Origin of the sequence: Paenibacillus phytorum (assembly GCF_013141715.1) — a bacterium.
Taxonomy (GTDB): domain Bacteria; phylum Bacillota; class Bacilli; order Paenibacillales; family NBRC-103111; genus Paenibacillus_E; species Paenibacillus_E phytorum.
In genome coordinates, this window is sequence record NZ_WHOA01000072.1 from 49129 (window position 1) to 66315 (window position 17187).

General features: G+C 45.8%; 20 protein-coding genes. 9 read left to right on the plus strand and 11 right to left on the minus strand.

What is annotated here, in order from left to right:
- Positions 1-44: 44 nt before the first annotated feature.
- The 4 genes from GC098_RS09465 to GC098_RS09480 form a co-directional block, all read right to left on the minus strand.
- On the minus strand, positions 45-323 hold the full coding sequence (locus GC098_RS09465; RefSeq protein WP_216625217.1) for a hypothetical protein: 279 nt from the start codon (positions 321-323) through the stop codon (positions 45-47).
- Between the two features lie 103 nt (positions 324-426).
- Entirely contained in the window at positions 427-1155 is a 729-nt protein-coding gene (gene nfsA / locus GC098_RS09470) for an oxygen-insensitive NADPH nitroreductase (protein WP_171642932.1), read from the minus strand.
- Between the two features lie 267 nt (positions 1156-1422).
- Complete coding sequence (locus GC098_RS09475) at positions 1423-2478, minus strand: acyltransferase (protein WP_171642933.1); 1056 nt, start codon at positions 2476-2478, stop codon at positions 1423-1425.
- A 193-nt stretch (positions 2479-2671) separates the two neighbouring features.
- Positions 2672-3004, minus strand: a complete 333-nt coding sequence (locus GC098_RS09480) for a YlbF family regulator (RefSeq protein ID WP_171642934.1) — start codon at positions 3002-3004, stop codon at positions 2672-2674.
- Positions 3005-3175: 171 nt separating this feature from the next.
- Here GC098_RS09480 and GC098_RS09485 point away from each other — a divergent pair, with 171 nt between their 5' ends.
- The 5 genes from GC098_RS09485 to GC098_RS09505 all read left to right on the plus strand — a co-directional run bounded on the left by GC098_RS09485 (position 3176) and on the right by GC098_RS09505 (position 9424).
- Positions 3176-4552, plus strand: coding sequence for a YheC/YheD family endospore coat-associated protein (locus tag GC098_RS09485; protein ID WP_171642935.1), 1377 nt, complete (start codon positions 3176-3178; stop codon positions 4550-4552).
- A 9-nt stretch (positions 4553-4561) separates the two neighbouring features.
- Entirely contained in the window at positions 4562-5689 is a 1128-nt protein-coding gene (locus GC098_RS09490) for a YheC/YheD family endospore coat-associated protein (protein WP_171642936.1), read from the plus strand.
- Between the two features lie 100 nt (positions 5690-5789).
- Positions 5790-7154, plus strand: a complete 1365-nt coding sequence (locus GC098_RS09495; RefSeq protein WP_171642937.1) for a YheC/YheD family endospore coat-associated protein — start codon at positions 5790-5792, stop codon at positions 7152-7154.
- On the plus strand, positions 7154-8281 hold the full coding sequence (locus tag GC098_RS09500) for a YheC/YheD family endospore coat-associated protein (protein WP_171642938.1): 1128 nt from the start codon (positions 7154-7156) through the stop codon (positions 8279-8281). Before GC098_RS09495 ends, GC098_RS09500 begins: the two co-directional genes overlap by 1 nt.
- A 6-nt stretch (positions 8282-8287) precedes the next feature.
- Entirely contained in the window at positions 8288-9424 is a 1137-nt protein-coding gene (locus GC098_RS09505) for a YheC/YheD family endospore coat-associated protein (RefSeq protein ID WP_171642939.1), read from the plus strand.
- Positions 9425-9470: 46 nt separating this feature from the next.
- On the opposite strand, the gene GC098_RS09510 is transcribed toward GC098_RS09505, so the two are convergent.
- The 4 genes from GC098_RS09510 to GC098_RS09525 all read right to left on the minus strand — a co-directional run bounded on the left by GC098_RS09510 (position 9471) and on the right by GC098_RS09525 (position 12067).
- Positions 9471-9845, minus strand: coding sequence for an ArsR/SmtB family transcription factor (locus GC098_RS09510; protein WP_171642940.1), 375 nt, complete (start codon positions 9843-9845; stop codon positions 9471-9473).
- Positions 9846-9874: 29 nt separating this feature from the next.
- Entirely contained in the window at positions 9875-10885 is a 1011-nt protein-coding gene (locus GC098_RS09515; RefSeq protein WP_171642941.1) for a cation diffusion facilitator family transporter, read from the minus strand.
- Positions 10886-11096: 211 nt separating this feature from the next.
- Positions 11097-11321 carry a spore germination protein gene (locus GC098_RS09520; RefSeq protein ID WP_029194366.1) on the minus strand — a complete coding sequence of 75 codons (225 nt, stop codon included), beginning with the start codon at positions 11319-11321 and terminating at the stop codon, positions 11097-11099.
- Positions 11322-11395: 74 nt separating this feature from the next.
- Positions 11396-12067 carry an HAD family hydrolase gene (locus GC098_RS09525; protein ID WP_171642942.1) on the minus strand — a complete coding sequence of 224 codons (672 nt, stop codon included), beginning with the start codon at positions 12065-12067 and terminating at the stop codon, positions 11396-11398.
- A 258-nt stretch (positions 12068-12325) separates the two neighbouring features.
- Between GC098_RS09525 and nagB the strand changes: the two genes are divergently transcribed.
- The 3 genes from nagB (at position 12326) to GC098_RS09540 (ending at position 15160) form a co-directional block, all read left to right on the plus strand.
- The gene (nagB, locus tag GC098_RS09530; RefSeq protein WP_171642943.1) at positions 12326-13054 is read left to right on the plus strand and encodes a glucosamine-6-phosphate deaminase; all 729 of its coding nucleotides are present in this window, start codon (positions 12326-12328) and stop codon (positions 13052-13054) included.
- On the plus strand, positions 13051-14223 hold the full coding sequence (gene nagA / locus GC098_RS09535) for an N-acetylglucosamine-6-phosphate deacetylase (protein ID WP_171642944.1): 1173 nt from the start codon (positions 13051-13053) through the stop codon (positions 14221-14223). Before nagB ends, nagA begins: the two co-directional genes overlap by 4 nt.
- A gap of 178 nt (positions 14224-14401) precedes the next feature.
- Positions 14402-15160 (plus strand): YdcF family protein, encoded by a 759-nt coding sequence (locus GC098_RS09540; RefSeq protein WP_171642945.1) that lies wholly within the window; start codon positions 14402-14404, stop codon positions 15158-15160.
- A gap of 466 nt (positions 15161-15626) precedes the next feature.
- On the opposite strand, the gene GC098_RS09545 is transcribed toward GC098_RS09540, so the two are convergent.
- Genes GC098_RS09545 through GC098_RS09555 form a run of 3 tightly spaced genes read right to left on the minus strand, consistent with a single transcriptional unit; the run spans position 15627 to position 16711 of the window.
- Positions 15627-16196, minus strand: a complete 570-nt coding sequence (locus GC098_RS09545) for a manganese catalase family protein (protein WP_171642946.1) — start codon at positions 16194-16196, stop codon at positions 15627-15629.
- A gap of 15 nt (positions 16197-16211) precedes the next feature.
- Entirely contained in the window at positions 16212-16478 is a 267-nt protein-coding gene (locus tag GC098_RS09550) for a spore coat protein CotJB (RefSeq protein ID WP_171642947.1), read from the minus strand.
- Entirely contained in the window at positions 16475-16711 is a 237-nt protein-coding gene (locus tag GC098_RS09555) for a spore coat associated protein CotJA (protein ID WP_376773852.1), read from the minus strand. Before GC098_RS09555 ends, GC098_RS09550 begins: the two co-directional genes overlap by 4 nt.
- A 30-nt stretch (positions 16712-16741) precedes the next feature.
- On the opposite strand from GC098_RS09555, the gene GC098_RS09560 reads away from it, so the two are divergent.
- Complete coding sequence (locus tag GC098_RS09560) at positions 16742-17128, plus strand: C40 family peptidase (protein ID WP_246358519.1); 387 nt, start codon at positions 16742-16744, stop codon at positions 17126-17128.
- Positions 17129-17187: the final 59 nt, after the last annotated feature.

Sequence of the window (17187 nt, forward strand, 5' to 3'; positions counted from 1 at the left end):
ATAGCAAACATACGTTCGTTGTCAAAATGGAAATGTCTTCTTCGCTACTTGCGAAATTGCAGCAGTTTCCGGCGACCTTGAACAAGCTGCTCCAACTGCCATTTCTTCATCCTATTGATACGGCTCATTTCTTTGCGTTTCTCTTCATCCACACCAAGTATTTGATGCAAATGAGAGGCTGTCACGAGCAGGGCCATCACGATCCAAATGCTACTAAACACCATAGGTAGCGACCCTACATCTCGAAACTCCAATTGAGGAATGGAGTAAAATAGCATGCCTAACGTTAAGCTCATATAGACGACATTTTTAAAGCCTTTCAAAATGATCACTCCTTTCGCTTAAGATAAAAAAAGAACCTATCTCATCCTGTTTTCATTGTATGAGACAAGTTCTTTTTATATGTTCAAAGCGAAAGATAAAGACTTACTCAACCTCGAAACCCTGGGAGCTAAGGAAGGGTTTCATGTGTTCTCGCGGCCGCTGCGCTTTGGCGGCCATATCCTTGGACCAGGTCGTATCGACTTTGCCGCCCGATCGAACCTTCATATAGTCGCGGATGCTCTCGTCGTACACGTCGACCGCTCCTTCGTTATCCGTATACCGATTCTCATGGTATACGGCTTCTCGCGGGAGCCGCGGCCGCTGCAGCGGCTCTTGATCCGGCGTGCCGATGCACATGCCGAAGACCGGGTACACCAGCTGCGGCAAGCCCAGCAGCTGAGACACCTCAGCGGGCTTATTGCGCAGCCCGCCAATATACACCACGCCGAGTCCGAGAGACTCGGCGGCAATCGCAGCATTTTGCGCAGCTAATGCCGCATCTACCGTAGCAACGATGAAATTCTCAGCGTTGCCAGTAACCGGGGTGTCCCCGTGACGGTGGACAGCCTGCGCGTATCGGTGCAAATCCGCGCACCACACTAGGAACAGCGGACACTCGCTGACGTAAGCTTGATTGCCGGCTAGCGCGGCAATCTGGTTCTTCAGCCCGTTATCCGTAACGCGGATAACACTATACGCTTGCATATTGCTGGATGTAGATGCCGCTTGAGCAGCCGCCAGAATAGCATCCAGTTGTTCCGAACTTATTGGCTCATTCGTAAACTTACGAATTGAGCGATGATTTTGCAATAAAGAAATGATTTCGTTCATCCTTCAACAACCTTTCTTCTATATGTAGAATATATTTAGAAAGTCTCCACCGATATGGTCGACAAACTGTTACTAGCTGAGCAACCTCGACTTCACTGAACCATTCTGTCCAACAATCCGTCACTGCAATTATCCAATACGCGAGAGAAATTTTCAAATGAATAACCTCAGCTGACAGCAAGTTATCCGAACTTTTTTTGATTGTGGGAATCGTGCGACTGTGAAGTAAACAAAAAAAAGACCCAGCCAACTGGGTCCTCATCTCTATCATACCGACAACACTTTTCTTACTTTTCTATATAGCAGCGTGAGTACCCACGGTATCGCAACAATCAGCACAAATACGATCCCGTTATACACGTTAAAAAGCAAAATCGAGCCAGGCATATTTACTTTATATTTCCATAGTGATAACAACGCTGGATGCATCAAGTAGACACCAAATGACACCGAGCCTAGCGAGACGAAAAACTTTGCCACTCTTGTTGATTTCTGGAGAAGCCATTTCGCGATCCAGATAAAGCTTACACCAATGCCAATGCTATAGATCAGCCATAAAATTTCGTACCACGTATTTTCAAACTTATATCCTTTTAGTCCCAATAGGTAAAGCATCACATAGGCCAAACCACTGAGGAATGCAGCTGGCATCACCCAACCTTTGTTCCGATCCATCCAAGAACGAAAGGCGCCGTAGTTCATGCCAATTGCACCGCCCACGAGGAAATACCCGAAATACGTTATGCAAAGTTCTGGTTTATGACTAATCGTTCCGAACCAGTGGCTGTAAATGTAAACGCCCGCTTGAATGGCTAATCCCCAAAGTGCCAGCGTTCGGCGGAACCATGGCGCATTTCTAACAGCCCACACTAGCAGCGGAAACAGCAGGTAGAACTGTACGATAATAATCATGAAATACAAGTGATAGCCGGAATCTGCCCATTTTAACTGTTCTAGAAAAACACTTATATCAAATTTAATGGGGTGCCCCGGCGTCCAAAGCCAAGGGTTATATATATAGTAGAAGAAGGACCAAACGATATAAGGAACTAATACTTGGCGGACACGTTTCCAATAGAAAATGCCAGCCTGTTTCGCGCTCCAATTATCCGTATAAATGTAGAATAATACAATGCCACTCAGAAAAATAAACAGCGGAACAGCGAAATAACTTATTTTATTCAAAAATAAAATGATTAGCTCTGTGCTGCTCCCCTTCAAAGCCAGATCCACTGTCCAGTCCGCGGTAACATGAATCAGAACGACTGCAAGGATGGAGAAGGCTCTAACGATATCGAGCTCCGTGATTTTTGCTTTTGCCATAACGGTTTCAAGTCCTCATTTCCTAATAAATACCCTTTTACTATAGACAGTTTCGAGATATTTCGCAACATCGAGCCTAGCAAAAAGGTATCCCTAATCTTCGTTTGTTTACTAAAAAAAGAGTGTAGCCCATGAGTAGACTTCTAGACGACTAGATGACTAGACTTCTCTACGAGGGATACACTCTTTTTTATTACAACATTGCTTTTAACGGCTCAGCAATGATCCGCTGCACATCTTCCAGCACGATCGACAATCGACGCTCCGCGTCGAATAATTGGTTAATACGTGGATTGAGAGCAAGCTCCTCATATCGTTTCTGCAATTGTTCCATATCCTCTTGCGGCGGCATGTCGCCACCTGCCATTTTCTGCTGCAGCTCATTTTGACGATTGCGAAAATCTTCCAACAAGCTCTTACTGGCTGCATCGCCGTTAATGATGGAGCGAAACTCCTTCATATCCTTGTATTCACTGCTTTCCTTAATCGCTTTTGCCAATTCGTAAGCCTTATCATGTACATTCATTTTATTTCCTCCTGATTTTTATTTGTTATGGCCTATGTACTTTCTCAACGAATAAAAGGGCACTTTCGGACAGATGCCTAGGCACCAAGGGAAATATGTCCTCATATGATGGAGTAGTTTACTTTGCTTAAGCAGCAATGCCATTTTTGATGCTGGAAGGAGTGTTCGCTATTGACCCGGACGAAAGTTGGAATATCCATTCAAGGCACCAGCATCTATTTGGATGATCGGACCGTTGTTCTAAGTGAAGCCATTGCAAAAAAATGGAAAGTTCCGTCCAATCAAACGATTACTATGCGATTTGGCTCTGCCAAGCAGGAAGTCAAAATTGTCACCGCCTCAACGTCGAACAGTTTACGTGTAAACCCTGCTCTCGCTTCCAAAATCGGTCTTCATCATGGGGCTCAACTCAATCTCCATTATAGGCAAAACGCAAGCACCTTGTCGATCGGACCCTTGATTGGCGTAATGATTAGCCGGGTTTATGCTAGCTCAAATGATCGTCCATTCGGTGCTATCACCGCTTTTTGTAAAGAAATGACGGACGCGTGTGACCTTTTTGGGGCTATTGTGTGCTTTTTTCCGCCTGATGAAATGCGTGCCAATGCCCAAACGCTATCCGCGTATTCGTATTCCAATGGTTCCTGGAGCAAAAAAACGTTTCCGATTCCCAATGTCATCTATAATCGACTTACCTCGCGCAAATACGAAAATATGGCCAATGTTCAACAATTCATGAAAGACGCCAAAGCTCGCCATGCCACTGACATCTTTAATGAGAAATATTTGAACAAAACGGAAGTATTCGAGGCCTTGCGCAAAGATAACACCCTCCATGGATATTTACCCGAATCCTATCTCTTTAAAAACTATCAGATGTTGAAATCCATGGCCGCACGTCATCCGGTCTTATTCCTTAAACCGATTACCGGAAGTTTAGGTAAAGGGATCATTCGCATTCGCAAGGAAGCAGGAGATGGCTTTACCTGTCATTTTACGAACCTCGCTGGGGTTCGCAAACAATCTTTCTCCTCGCTAACCGCTGTGTTTCAGGCCTTATCCGGCAAGCTCAAGACACAACGTTATCAATTACAACAAGGACTCGATCTCATCACTTCCGACGGTAACCCTGTTGATTTCCGAGCTCTTGTACAGAGGGGAGCCCAAGGGCAATGGGCAATAACGTCGATTGTTGGCCGAATTGCAGGAACGCAGCATTTTGTCTCTAACCTGGCTCGTGGCGGCAGTCTTACGACCGTTCCTGGAGCACTTGCTAAGTCTTCGTTTTCGTCAGCTACACGTGTCTCTGTCTCGGGACGTTTGCGCAAGGCTTCCTTGGACATCGCCAAAGGGATTGAAACACAAATTCCCAATCATTTTGGTGAGCTAGGAATCGACCTTGCTGTAGATAAAATGGGGAAAGTTTGGTTGCTCGAAGTGAACTCCAAGCCGTCCAAGGATGATAATACCCCTCTTAACAATGAACGAAAAATTAGACCGTCTGTTAAACAAATCGTGCAGTATGCGCGTTTTTTAGCGAAGTTCTGAGGTGAAAACATGCGGTTAAGCGCAACGCGTCCCTTGCTAGGGATCATGGTGACGGAACAGAATCGAAAGCTGCCTTTTGCAAGTTCAGACTTTTATAAGCATCTCACTTCTTATGGTGATAGCGAGGGTCTCGACGTGTTCGTGTTCTCACCGAATCGTATCGATTGGAAGCAAGAAATGGTGAGAGGTTATACCTATCTGAGTGAAACTCAAGAGTGGGTCATGAGACTTCTCCCTCTACCTTCACTTATCTATGATCGATGCTTCTTTAGCACTAAAGACAGCTATAGACAGTACCGTTACCATGTTGGCAAGCTGCGTGCGAAACCCCATATTCGTTTTCTAGGTTATGGATTGAGCGGAAAGTGGGAAGTGGGTCAGATCCTACAGAAAGACAGCGCTTTGCACCTCTACTTACCTCAAACGAGCATGCTGACAAGTGGCACCGGGCTAAGAAAATGGCTTCGTACAAGAAGCGATGTTTTCCTCAAACCACAGGGTGGCAGCCAAGGCAGAGGTGCATTGCATATTCACAAGATAAGCACATTGGACGATAACAGCTCTTTTCATATAAAAGGGCGCGATGCCCATAATCACCCCATAGAGCGTGATTTTAAAGACTTTGATTCGTGCTGGTTTTGGCTTCGCAACCTGATTGGTATGCGACCTTATCTGATACAAGAATACCTAACTCTCCATTCAACAGAGGGTATGGCTTACGATGTACGCTCCCTCGTACAAAAAAACGGCCGTGGGTTATGGGAAAGTACCGGCATGGCCGTACGTATTGGCAAACCTGGAAGCATCACCTCCAATCTACATGGCGGAGGCACTGCTGAAGATGTGACCTCGTTCCTTACCAAGGAGTTTGGTGATTCGAAGGCACATGAGCTTATAGCCACACTCGATATGCTTTCAAGCCGAATTCCCCCTTTTCTGGAAGCTCATCACGGGCGACTGGCTGAGCTTGGTATTGATCTAGGGATTGACACCTGTGGTCGCGTGTGGATTCTTGAAGTGAACTCGAAGCCGGGCAGGACGATTTTCGCACGAATGCGTAACGAGAAAGCACGCACGAAATCCATTGCAAACCCCATACATTATGCTGGATTCTTACTCCACAAAAAGCTGAGTTGAGCTTGGCTTTGCTGGTATGTGCCAAAGTAGGCAGATGGTCATATCTGCCTGTTTTGACACTGAAAGCCCCGTAGGGCAACAAGTTTAGGAGGGTAACCTAATGAGTTTGACAACGTGTATGCTCCACGCCGTACAACGAACAGATAGATCGGTCTACTTAACAAGTGAACTCGTCAAAGCTTTACGGTTAACCGGCAATAAATCGATAACTGTAAAGGTTGGCAGTAAAAAAGCGACCCTACCGATCCGTCTGATCAAAAAAAGTGGTCAGCATATGTACATTCCGCTTTCCCTGATGGCCTCCTTACGCATTCCTCGAACAGGGAGTGTGTTAGCAGCCAATAACAATAATAAAGAACTTCGCATTGGCCCAGTCATTGGTATCTTAACCAACGTAGTGAGCGGTACATCACCATTTGGTACAAAAACTGGATTCATTCGCCAAGTTATGAGTACAGCATCAACGAAGTCCTTCGCTTTCGCTTTTAGCCCTAGCAGCGTAAATTGGATTCAAGAAACGGTTACTGGCATTATTCCGAAAGAAGGCGGAGGTTGGGTACGCAAAACATTCCCATTGCCTGATGTTGTCTATAATCGGCTTTCTAGCCGTATAGCAGAGAAATCTGCAGGTATGGAAGGCTTTAAGGAACGATTTGTACGAAGAGGGATTCCCCTCTTTAACTGGAGCTTCTTTGATAAATGGGACGTTTACAAAATGTTAGATGGCGATGATGCTTTCCGCTTCGTCCCAGAATCCCGGATCAATCCGTCTGCTGATCAAATTAAAGAAATGCTTGATAAACATAAATTCATTTACTTGAAGCCCACGGCAGGGAGCCTAGGTATCGGTATTTTCCGCGTAACGTATAATCCTAAGCGAGGTTACTTTGTTCGGTACCGCAAAGGCGGTAAAAATGTTCTCATCCGTTACGGAAAATTCGATGGTTTAATGCAAATGCTTGGAACTGGACGTGGCCGCCTCACGAATTATGTCGCACAGCAAGGGATCCGTCTCATTGAAATCGATAGCTGTCCGATAGATTTCCGCTTCCATTTGACGAAGAATGGCAATAACAATTGGGTTGTAGCTGCGATCGGGGCGAAAAAATCTGGTAAAGGCAGTGTTACCACCCATATACGCAACGGCGGTCAATTGATGACGCCAGAACAGGTACTGCGTCAAATCTACGGCAATCGCGCGGAGCAAGTGCTTACCAATGCCAAAGAAACGGCTATTAAGCTCGCCGAGGGCATCGAGAATAACTATAACCATTTACTTGGTGAGCTCGGATTCGATATCGGTATTGATCAAAGTGAGAAAATCTGGATGTTTGAGGCAAATGCTAAACCGGGGAGATCCATTTTCAAGCATCCCTCTTTGAAAGAAGGCGACGTCGCTACTTTACAAAATATTTATGAGCACTGCCTCTTTTTGAGTCGCTTCCGCTCTAGGAGGGAAAACTAATGGGCTTCTTCCTTCATGAGATAGGACAAAAGCCTACTCTTGCCATTCTCACCGTTAAGGATAGTAAGCGTATATTTCGCGGCAATCTGGACAATTTCCGGGATTTAATTCAAACTGGTGAACAATTTGGTGTTGATGTTTACATCGTGACCACGAAGGACTTCACCTTATCCAGCCCCGAAATATATGGTTATCGCTTTAATGACGAAACTAAAAAATGGAGCAGGGAACTCGTTCCCGCTCCACAAGTCGTATACAATCGTATTCCCTATCGCAAGATGGAAATGAAGCCTGAGGTCCAGCAAACCATTCAATCATGCAATCGCAGCTCCAGCATTCAGTTATTCAATCCTTCCTTCTTCAACAAATGGACCTTGTTCGGATGGTTAAATAGTGCCAAAGAAAGCAAACCTTATATACCTGATACGCAGCAATTGAACTCGGCAAATGATCTAACTCAGCTATTGCGTAAACATGCCGTACTCTACTTAAAACCAGTAAAAGGCAAAGCAGGGAGAGGCATTATGCGCATTGATCGATTAACGACTGCAAATGGCCGTCGTAATTATCGGCTGAGCCGCCAAGAAAATAAGAAGATGGCTTATAGCTACCACAATTCCACTGATGAGCTATGGAATGAATGGAATAAACACCGTGGTACCCATGACTACATCGTGCAGCAAGGTATCGCTTTAACGAGATACAAAGAGCGTGCTTACGATTTACGCGCTTTGGTCCAGAAGACGTCCAAAGGTGTCTGGAGTGTGTCCGGTATTGGAGCTCGTGTAGCGGGTAGAGCCAGCATCACGACACATGTACCTCGCGGCGGATCAATTGACGAGCCACGCAAACTGCTTACGTCTGCGTTTGGTGCCACGGAAGCCAAAAATATTTTGACGCGAGTTCGCAAAGCCGCTGTTACACTCGCTGCGCAAATTGAGAAGTCATCTGGCAATCAACTTGGTGAAATGTCTATGGATATTGGTGTTGATACCGCAGGACACATCTGGTTCTTCGAAGCTAATTCTAAACCAATGAAATTCGATGAACCTAAAATTCGTCAAAAATCACTTGAACGCATTATCCGTTACAGCCTTTACTTGATTAATCATGGGAGAAGAAGGTGATTATGCTTGTCTTCGAAACGACTGGGCGTACTCGCTATCTATTTAAGCAAATCTCGGCTCGAAGAGCTTTCTTACTTTCAGCGGCTAAGTAGGGAGGGCAAGAAACTTGGTGTGCAGGTTGAGGTATTTACCCCAGATGACGTCGAAGGTGACAACGCCGTTCGTACGCTGACATATGATTCCGATCTGGGGAAATGGATTCGCAAGCGTACTTCTTTTCCCCCTATTATTTATGATCGCTGCCGGTATAAAGCGGCGGCAAATTATCAGATGCTCAAAGCATTTCGTAATCGGCATGCTGCCAAGCTTACCTATTTAAGTAAACCTTTAGCTAACAAATGGTCGATGCATCAAACCCTTACGGAGAATGAGAGCATTCGCCCCTATTTACCTTCTACTGTCCGATATAGCTCCGTGCAGGAGCTGTTGAAGTTTCTAAAGAAGCATAAGCTAATCTATGTAAAACCGAAGAATGGCACGGGTGGAAGAGGCATATTACGAATTGAACAGCTCGGTTCTGATCTTTACTTATTACAAGGAAGGAATCAGCAGCGAACCATCATCGCTCCATTCCGCGCGACAGAAAAACAGCTTTCGATCAAACTGCACACCCTGAAATTGAGCCCCGATTATGTGGTTCAGCAAGGAATACAGCTAACGCTGAGAGATGGCCGTGTGCATGATTATCGTTTGCTAATTCAGAAAAATGGCCGTGGCGAGTGGGAAGTGACCGGTTGTGCGGGCCGTATTGGTCCTCATCGCAGCATCACTTCGAATCTTCACGGCGGTGGAAGTGCAGTAACCCAGGATAAATTGTTAGCCTACCGTTTTTCTTCCGAAGAAAAAATGGAAACAATTAAGAAAGAAATGAACAGCTTCGCGTATAAGCTCGCTGACTATTTGGAAAGTAAATTCGGTAAGTTGTGCGAGTTAGGCATGGATATTGCCGTAGATCCCAACGGAAATGTTTGGCTGCTCGAAGTAAATCCTAAGCCATCACGAGAAGTATTTCGCAAAATTGGTCAACATTCAATCTATCAGAAGGCGGTTACAAGGCCACTTGAATATGCTGTCTGGATGATGAAACAAAAGAAAATAAAAATAGAAGAACAAACATCGGAAGAAAAAAAATCCGAATCATAACGCAATTAATCGGAAGCGTCAGCTAAAAGACTAGCCAGCTTCCGGCCTACATATGCTGAAGATGTCCCAAAGTTTGAACAAAAATTTGCTCAATATGGTCATCGTCTAGAGAATAAAAGACCGTTTTCCCCACTTTACGTCTTTTGACAATGTGCAAATCCCGCAAGTAGCGGAGCTGATGTGAAACAGCCGACTGCCCCATCGCAAGAAGCGTTGCAAGATCATGCACGCATAGCTCCCTTTGCTGCAGGTAATAGATCATTTTAACCCTTGTCGGATCGCCTAAGGCTTTGAATACCTCCGCAATCCCTACCGCTTGCTCCTCCGTTATTTGAGGTTCCTGCATAAGCTGTACCGAGTCAGCACTTGTACAAGCACAAGTGTCCTCACCTTCACTTGCTTCTATCCATATTTTTTCCATGATCATCCCTCCTTAGCGCTTTGCTTTAGCTATACTTTTAGTTCTGGATGGGCGTTAGTTGAGTTTTCAATTTGAATAGTAGCATGAGTGATTTGAAATCGTTCCTCTATTTGATGAATAGCTTTCTGGAGAACTACTTGACTATCATAATCATCGGCAATGAGTAAATGGCAGCTTAGAGAATCAAGGCCTGAAGTAATCGTCCAAATATGTAAATCATGTACATTGATAACACCATCAATGCTCTCCAACACGTGTTTGACATCCCCATAAGAAACAGCTGCGGGAGTTCCCTCCATCAAGATATGAATCGTCGATTTCAGGACGGCCCAAGCCCCCTTAAGAATAAGTAGAGACACAATGATACTAATGATTGGATCAGCCGCATACCAACCGAAGATCAGCATAACCCCACCGGCTAAAATAGCTCCCACAGAGCCCAAAGCATCACCTAGAATATGCAGATAAGCGCTGCGCAGATTGAGATTGCCATGCACATCACCTTTACGCATAAGTGCCCAGGCACTAAGTAAATTGGCCATTAAACCGACGCATGCAATGAGCATCATTGAACCACTGGCAACAGTAGGAGGATCCATAAATCGCCCAATTGCTTCCCAGATAATGAGCCCTGCTATTAGAAAAAGTGTGACAGCATTGAATAGAGCCACTAAGATTTCAATTCTATGAAAGCCATAGGATTTATGAGCTGATGATGGCTTGGCTGCGAACCAAAGAGCGGTGAGACTTAATACAAGAGAGCCTGCATCACTTAACATATGGCCTGAATCCGAGAGCAGCGCCAAACTATTGGTCCATAAACCACCTACAAACTCTAAAATCATGATGCTCGCTGTTATACATAGCGCAATGAGGAGTCCCTGTTTATTTCCGCTGTGGCCATGGTGGTGATGTTCATGATGATGTCCATGATGATGTCCATGGTGAGCGTGATCGTGCCCTTGGTGGCCCTCATTACCGCTGCAATTAGAATGATCTTTGTGTTGATGTGATTGTACTTCAGATTCATGATGCTGCATAGAATTCCCTCCCTGTCTCTCAATCCTTTAGAATGCAATGCTGCCATTTGATTTATACGTGACATCGAATATATGAGCATTTACTCATATATTCATAATAGTAAGTTAAACAGGCTGATGTCAATACTATTTCTGCAAAAAAAAGATCGATTCATCTGCTCAACATCACATGAGCCTGAATCGATCTAACGAATGATTGTCTAACTGCTGGCTATGTCCCTGTTGCGACTTTGTTCGCGCCTGCATCTACTACATCCGGGTCAAACGTGATCGTTGCACTAAATAGCGAAGTGGATACCCCGAAATCTCCCGTTATTCCGCCGCCTGCACCTGTATAGGTTTTGGATGCGGATGTCGGAGCAATGACAGCAGTGTCGCCATTCACCAGATTTCCTTCATTCCTAATAACATTGAATATCCCTATAAAAGAAGGCATTTCTGATCAGCACCCTTTATCTATCAAAGTTCTACAGTGTATGCCCAACTCCCCATATTTGCGACAGCCTACGCTTAATTACAATATTCAAGCAGTTCAGCGAAGCTGCAGATTCGAATATGCGCACCCTTTAGCTCTCCCGACTCACGAAAGCCAGCATAATCGCAAGCGACTACGGTTAGGTTATTCTGGAGTCCTGCCTCTACGTCGGATGAGCGATCGCCAACCATCCAGGCTGATTGGATTTGATGTGTTTCCAGCAGTATTTTTACTAAATCCACCTTGGATCTCGTTCGATATTGCCCTGCACTGTACAATCCTTCGAATAAATGCGCTACACCTTTAGCTTCAATAACATGCCGAACATAATCTTCGAGTCCATTGCTTGCGACAAATAAACGAATTCCTTTATTATGTAAAGCTTGTAAGGTTTCAGCTACTCCTGTATAAAGATCGCCATGCCCCTGCTGCAGTCCCTCCACTTGATACTTGATCAGCAGTTTATCTGCTTCCTGACGAGTTGCCATCTGCTCATTCGGCATAACCCGCTCCCAGATATGCTCAAGAAGCATACCTAGCGCCCCTAAGATTCGTTCTTCCGGTGGAGTTTCCCCAGTAAAAAGGCCTTTAGCTCGAAGCTCATCAAACGTCTTATGATAAGCAGGCAGAAGTAAAGTCTCCGTCTGAAATAATGTTCCGTCCAAGTCAAAAAGCATCGCTTCGGGTAGATTTCTCTGATTACTCATAATCAAGCTCCTTCTATGCTCAAAATAATGGTTATGATCTTAAATAAGAATGGCAAACATACCCATGTAAGTCAATATTCATATTTAGGAAAAAGCCTGTTGCCGATAAGAAAAAATTCAGTTATGATTGAAATGAGAGTAATTTGTTTTCAAAATGATATTTTTATGCAAAATCCCATCATAATTAATCAAAATAGGTATCACATCTTGCAAAAAAACCTATTCGATAACTTATCTATGAAAGTGAGGAAGACGATTATGAATCTTCATATTTTTCAAAATCAACAAGAGCTGAATGAAGCTGGAGCTGGCATTATTACCTCGCTTGTCCAAATGCAGCCTAAAGCAGTATTGGGGCTAGCCACAGGTGGAACACCTGTAGGCATTTATGAGGAGCTAGTTAAGGCTTACGATAAAGGACGTGTTAGCTTTAAATCTGTCACTACCTTTAACTTAGATGAATATGTCGGCTTACCGGTAGATCACCCAGAGAGCTATCACGCTTATATGCAGCAGCATTTGTTTGCACATATTGACTTACCTGCTGCTGCGGCTCATATCCCCAACGGAAATTCAGCAGATCTAGATGCCGAATGCGAGCGTTACAACCAACTTTTGGAAGAAGCAAAGCAGATCGATTTGCAAATTCTCGGCCTTGGACATAACGGGCATATTGGTTTTAATGAACCCGATCATTCCTTGATCAGCGGTACACACCGCGTAGAATTAAAAGCGGAGACTCGCGAAGCGAATGCACGTTATTTTAACTCCATCGATGAAGTTCCGACGCATGCCTTAACCATGGGTGTAGGCACCATTTTGAAAGCTAAAACGATCCTGTTGATCGTTCGAGGAGCCGATAAAGCCGAAATCGTACATCGCGCACTTACAGGTCCGATTACAACAGAAATTCCGGCAACCCTTTTGCAAACTCACCCACACCTTGTCGTTCTTCTTGATGCTGAGGCAGGGAGGCTTTTTGAATGAGTGAACTTGTGATTTCGGGGGCTAAAATCGTTACTGAGCAGGGAATCATCGAGCAAGGCATCCTTCATGTGAAGGATGGCTTTATTGCTTTTGTTGGCGATATGTCCCAGTGGGACCCTTCAGCTGCAGGCTCTACCGCTAGATCAGTCGATGCCCATGGAAGCTGGTTGTTACCAGGATTCATCGATGTTCACGTTCATGGTGGTTACGGCGCCGATTTCATGGATGCGAATCCAGAGACACTTGACATTATTACTCGGTATCATGCCTTACACGGCACAACCTCCATGCTAGCTACGACGATGACAGCGACTCGAGAAGCGATTGATCGGGTGCTTGGTGAAGTAGACCGCTATAAGAGCCAAGAGATGCCATACGCTCAGCTGCTTGGCGTACATCTGGAGGGGCCTTTCATCTCACCCAAATGGGCAGGTGCGCAGGATCCGAACCTCATGGTACCGCCTCAGCTCTCTTGGATCGAAGACTGGCACGAGCGCTATCCGCAGCTCATGAAGCAGTTGACCTTGGCCCCCGAACGCGAGGGGGGCCTTGAGATGATCGCGTGGCTGCGCGATCGTGGCATCGTTGCCGCCTGCGGCCACACCGACGCGACCTATGCCGACATCCAGTCGGCGGTTCGCGAAGGGCTTTCGCATGCGGTGCACACCTACAACGCGATGAAGCCGCTGCATCATCGCGAACCCGGAACCGTCGGTGCGATACTCACCGACGAACGCATCAGCGGCGAAGTGATCGCTGATGGGCACCACGTGCACCCAGCAGCGATTCGCCTGCTGGCCATGGTCAAGCAGCCGCATGGCTTGCTGCTGATCACGGACGCCATGTCAGCCGCGGGACTCGGCGACGGGCAGTACGAGCTGGGCGGGCAAGCCGTGACCGTACAGTCGGGCGTAGCCCGGCTGACGGAAGGCGGCGCGCTCGCCGGCAGTACGCTGACGATGATCGAGGCGCTCCGGTTTATGGTGCGCGAGGTCGGTGTCAGCGTCGAAGACGCGAGCCGCTTCGCAAGCGGCAACCCTGCGAGGCTGCTGCGCCTCGAGACGTCGCACGGCTCGATTGCGCAGGGCAAGCAGGCTGACTTGCTGCTCGTCAGCCCTGAATTAGAGCTCGAACATGTATGGGTTCGCGGCAAAGAAATTACAGCATAAGTTGACTTGACGCACATATTCGTTGATACTAGCCCCGACTTCGTTTTAATCGCGAAGTCGGGGCTTTTTGCATCTCACTACTTTGAAGCTCTTGTAAATTTGCAGGAAAGTACCAACTTTTGTCGAAAACCCCTAACACCATACTTGAGTTTGCACAAGAAAGGGTTTGACGCCTGATATGATTTATTTGATAAAAATCGCTTACACCCTACTATTCCCTCCTGGAATTATCATACTTCTACTCTTGGCAATAGCTTTATGGCTGAAGCAAAAAAAAGAGTACCTTGGTACACTTCTTGTGGGTCTAGCTGCACTTCTTCTAGGCGTATCCTCCATGCCTTATTTCGGCAATACGTTACTAAATTCCATTGAAAGAAGGTACACACCACCAGCTCAAGTGTCCGGCGACGTGCTAGTTCTACTAACTGGAGGCGCAACCTTGGATACTCCAGACCCTCTTACCAAAGGGGAAGGATATCTGACAGGGAACACGGCCGCGCGTGTATTAACGGTTGCTGAACTATACCGAAGCACAAAGCTCCCCATCCTTTTATCTGGCGGTCAAGTGTTTCGTGACACGGGCAATGAATCACAGATTGCCAAACGGCACCTTCTCGCGCTTGGTGTACCCGAATCGTCCATTTCCATGGACGATAAGAGTCTCAATACCGAGGAAAATGCCGTGAATACTCAAGCTATTCTCACAGAAAAAGGCTGGAAAGCTCCAATACTCATCACATCTGCCTTCCACATGGCCCGATCCGTTAAGCAATTCCAAAAACTCAAAATTGACGTAGTCCCCTACCCTACCGACTATATTTCTCAACAGAAGCAGTACCTCAGTATCAGCAAATTCATTCCATCTTCCAGCGGTTTATCCACCACAACGATTGCGCTGAAGGAATTCTTAGGCTTGTTTGCAGCCAGGAACAATTAGGCTGGAATTCACTAATTATGATCATTCAAGCAACGGCAGGCATTCCTTTGCATCATTACATCATTTCAATCAGTTCAATCGGTTCCATCTTTTTCTGCAAAAGCTTTCAATTTTTCTCTCCCCCACCCTTTCGGAGCCTAAAATAAACGAGAACACTTTTGAAGCAAGTGGATATCGACTAAGACGTCGTTTTCGGAGCTTTCAGATGAGGATGAATTGAAGAATTGGCAAATAGGCTCCGAAAACGCGCTTTCAACTAGTAGTGCTTATGATAAGCTCGGTTTCCGAGCCTAAAGTAAGCCAGACCAGCCATGAAGTTAGTGGACGACGGCTAAGATGTCGTTTTCCGAGCTTACGTCTTACAATTTCAACCGTTAGCGATGAAAAACAAAGCTCTACCAAAAACAAAAAGCAGGCCTCCCGGCCCACTTTTTTTCCTAATCCTAGCTAGCCAGCCTTCCCCCTGCTAAAAAACCTTCTGCGCTTCCCGATCATCCTTCAAAATTTCAACTGCTTCTCTAAATCGCAGGGAATGCACAATCTCCCGTTCGCGGAGAAACTTTAGACTGTCCTGCAGATCAACGTCATCGGTTAGATCAATCAACCATTGATAGGTGGCTCTTGCTTTCTCTTCTGCGGCAATGTCCTCATAGAGGTCCGCGATGGGGTCTCCTTTGGCTTGTATGTAGGTAGCCGTCCAAGGTACACCAGATGCGCTCTGATAGAAGAGCGCTCTGTCATGAGCTGCATAGTGGTCATTCAGACCAGCGGCTTTCAGTTGTTCGAGGGTTGCGTCTTTTGTAAGCTTATACACCATTGTTGCAATCATTTCTAAATGGGCGAACTCCTCTGTCCCAATGTCTGTTAACAGCCCCACCACCTTGTCTGGGATCGTATACCGCTGATTTAAGTATCGCAATGCCGCAGCAAGCTCCCCGTCAGCACCCCCATATTGTTCAAGGAGCAGTTTAGCCATCCGAGGGTCGCATTTACTGACTCTGACTGGATACTGCAACTTTTTTTCATAAATCCACATGCGCTCTCCTCCTTCTCAGACTTGCCATGGCCATGGAGGTTCAGACCACTGCCAAGGTTGTTTGGTATAACTTTGACCGAAATGCATGAGGGGACCGAATTCCAACTCAAACTGCCCAGCAATTTGTTTCCTCTTCTGTGCGAATTGATTGTATTGTTGAATGGCACCCAGGTCATCAGGATGAGTATCTAAATACAGCGTCAGCTCAACTAAGACGAAGTCTACGGCTTGCAGATCGTGAAGCTGTCTGTAATACGACTCAGGCAACATGGGTTCACTCATGTCAATGGGCCTCCTTCTACTGCTTTGGACTCATAAGGCCCGTAAAGCGCCGGCCAGAGCGTTCCTTTTCTCAGTGCTTCATAGGGGCTAAACTGTGGCAAGCCGGGCGGTTGAAAGTTAATATATAATTGTGGCGGTGTGTTATACAATTTCACTCGAATGGGTGGACAAGGATCAAACGGACCGATGAATGGGAAATATTTTTTAAATTGCGAATCCGCATGCATATGCATATCTCTCCTCCTCTTCTGTCTTGGGAGTTAATGAAATCAGGCGTAGCAACAGAGGCCTATATGCTCGTTATATGCGACATGACTTGGCCAAAATCACATGTTTTCCAACATTTCCATATTGTATGTTCTGTGTCGGCTGGCTTTGTCTATTTCATGTTCAATAAACATGGGATACCCGCTGTACGGACAACGTCTAAAAACCTTTTTGATTCAGGAATCTCCGTAAACCAACCAAATTTGCAGCCAGGCGACTTGGTTTTCTTTGCAATTGCGACTCCGGGAGTGGTAGACCATGTAGGCTTCTACTTAGGGAACGGTCAGTTCTTATCGGCTACTAGGTCAGCTGGCATTTATCCTCAGAGTATGATGAATTCGTATTGGGGACCTAAATATTTAGGAGCCAAGCGCGTATATTGAAAAAAAAATCCCTGCTGCGTTACCATATGGCAACTAAGCAGGGACTTCTGTTTATGAAA

Coding starts and splice junctions, on each gene's coding strand:
- nfsA (WP_171642932.1), bottom strand. CDS start 1,155: ATGAACGAAATCATTTCTTTATTGCAAAATCATCGCTCAATTCGTAAG.
- GC098_RS09475 (WP_171642933.1), bottom strand. CDS start 2,478: ATGGCAAAAGCAAAAATCACGGAGCTCGATATCGTTAGAGCCTTCTCC.
- GC098_RS09480 (WP_171642934.1), bottom strand. CDS start 3,004: ATGAATGTACATGATAAGGCTTACGAATTGGCAAAAGCGATTAAGGAA.
- GC098_RS09490 (WP_171642936.1), top strand. CDS start 4,562: ATGCGGTTAAGCGCAACGCGTCCCTTGCTAGGGATCATGGTGACGGAA.
- GC098_RS09495 (WP_171642937.1), top strand. CDS start 5,790: ATGAGTTTGACAACGTGTATGCTCCACGCCGTACAACGAACAGATAGA.
- GC098_RS09500 (WP_171642938.1), top strand. CDS start 7,154: ATGGGCTTCTTCCTTCATGAGATAGGACAAAAGCCTACTCTTGCCATT.
- GC098_RS09510 (WP_171642940.1), bottom strand. CDS start 9,845: ATGGAAAAAATATGGATAGAAGCAAGTGAAGGTGAGGACACTTGTGCT.
- GC098_RS09515 (WP_171642941.1), bottom strand. CDS start 10,885: ATGCAGCATCATGAATCTGAAGTACAATCACATCAACACAAAGATCAT.
- GC098_RS09520 (WP_029194366.1), bottom strand. CDS start 11,321: ATGCCTTCTTTTATAGGGATATTCAATGTTATTAGGAATGAAGGAAAT.
- GC098_RS09525 (WP_171642942.1), bottom strand. CDS start 12,067: ATGAGTAATCAGAGAAATCTACCCGAAGCGATGCTTTTTGACTTGGAC.
- nagB (WP_171642943.1), top strand. CDS start 12,326: ATGAATCTTCATATTTTTCAAAATCAACAAGAGCTGAATGAAGCTGGA.
- nagA (WP_171642944.1), top strand. CDS start 13,051: ATGAGTGAACTTGTGATTTCGGGGGCTAAAATCGTTACTGAGCAGGGA.
- GC098_RS09540 (WP_171642945.1), top strand. CDS start 14,402: ATGATTTATTTGATAAAAATCGCTTACACCCTACTATTCCCTCCTGGA.
- GC098_RS09545 (WP_171642946.1), bottom strand. CDS start 16,196: ATGTGGATTTATGAAAAAAAGTTGCAGTATCCAGTCAGAGTCAGTAAA.
- GC098_RS09550 (WP_171642947.1), bottom strand. CDS start 16,478: ATGAGTGAACCCATGTTGCCTGAGTCGTATTACAGACAGCTTCACGAT.
- GC098_RS09555 (WP_376773852.1), bottom strand. CDS start 16,711: ATGCATATGCATGCGGATTCGCAATTTAAAAAATATTTCCCATTCATC.
- GC098_RS09560 (WP_246358519.1), top strand. CDS start 16,742: ATGAAATCAGGCGTAGCAACAGAGGCCTATATGCTCGTTATATGCGAC.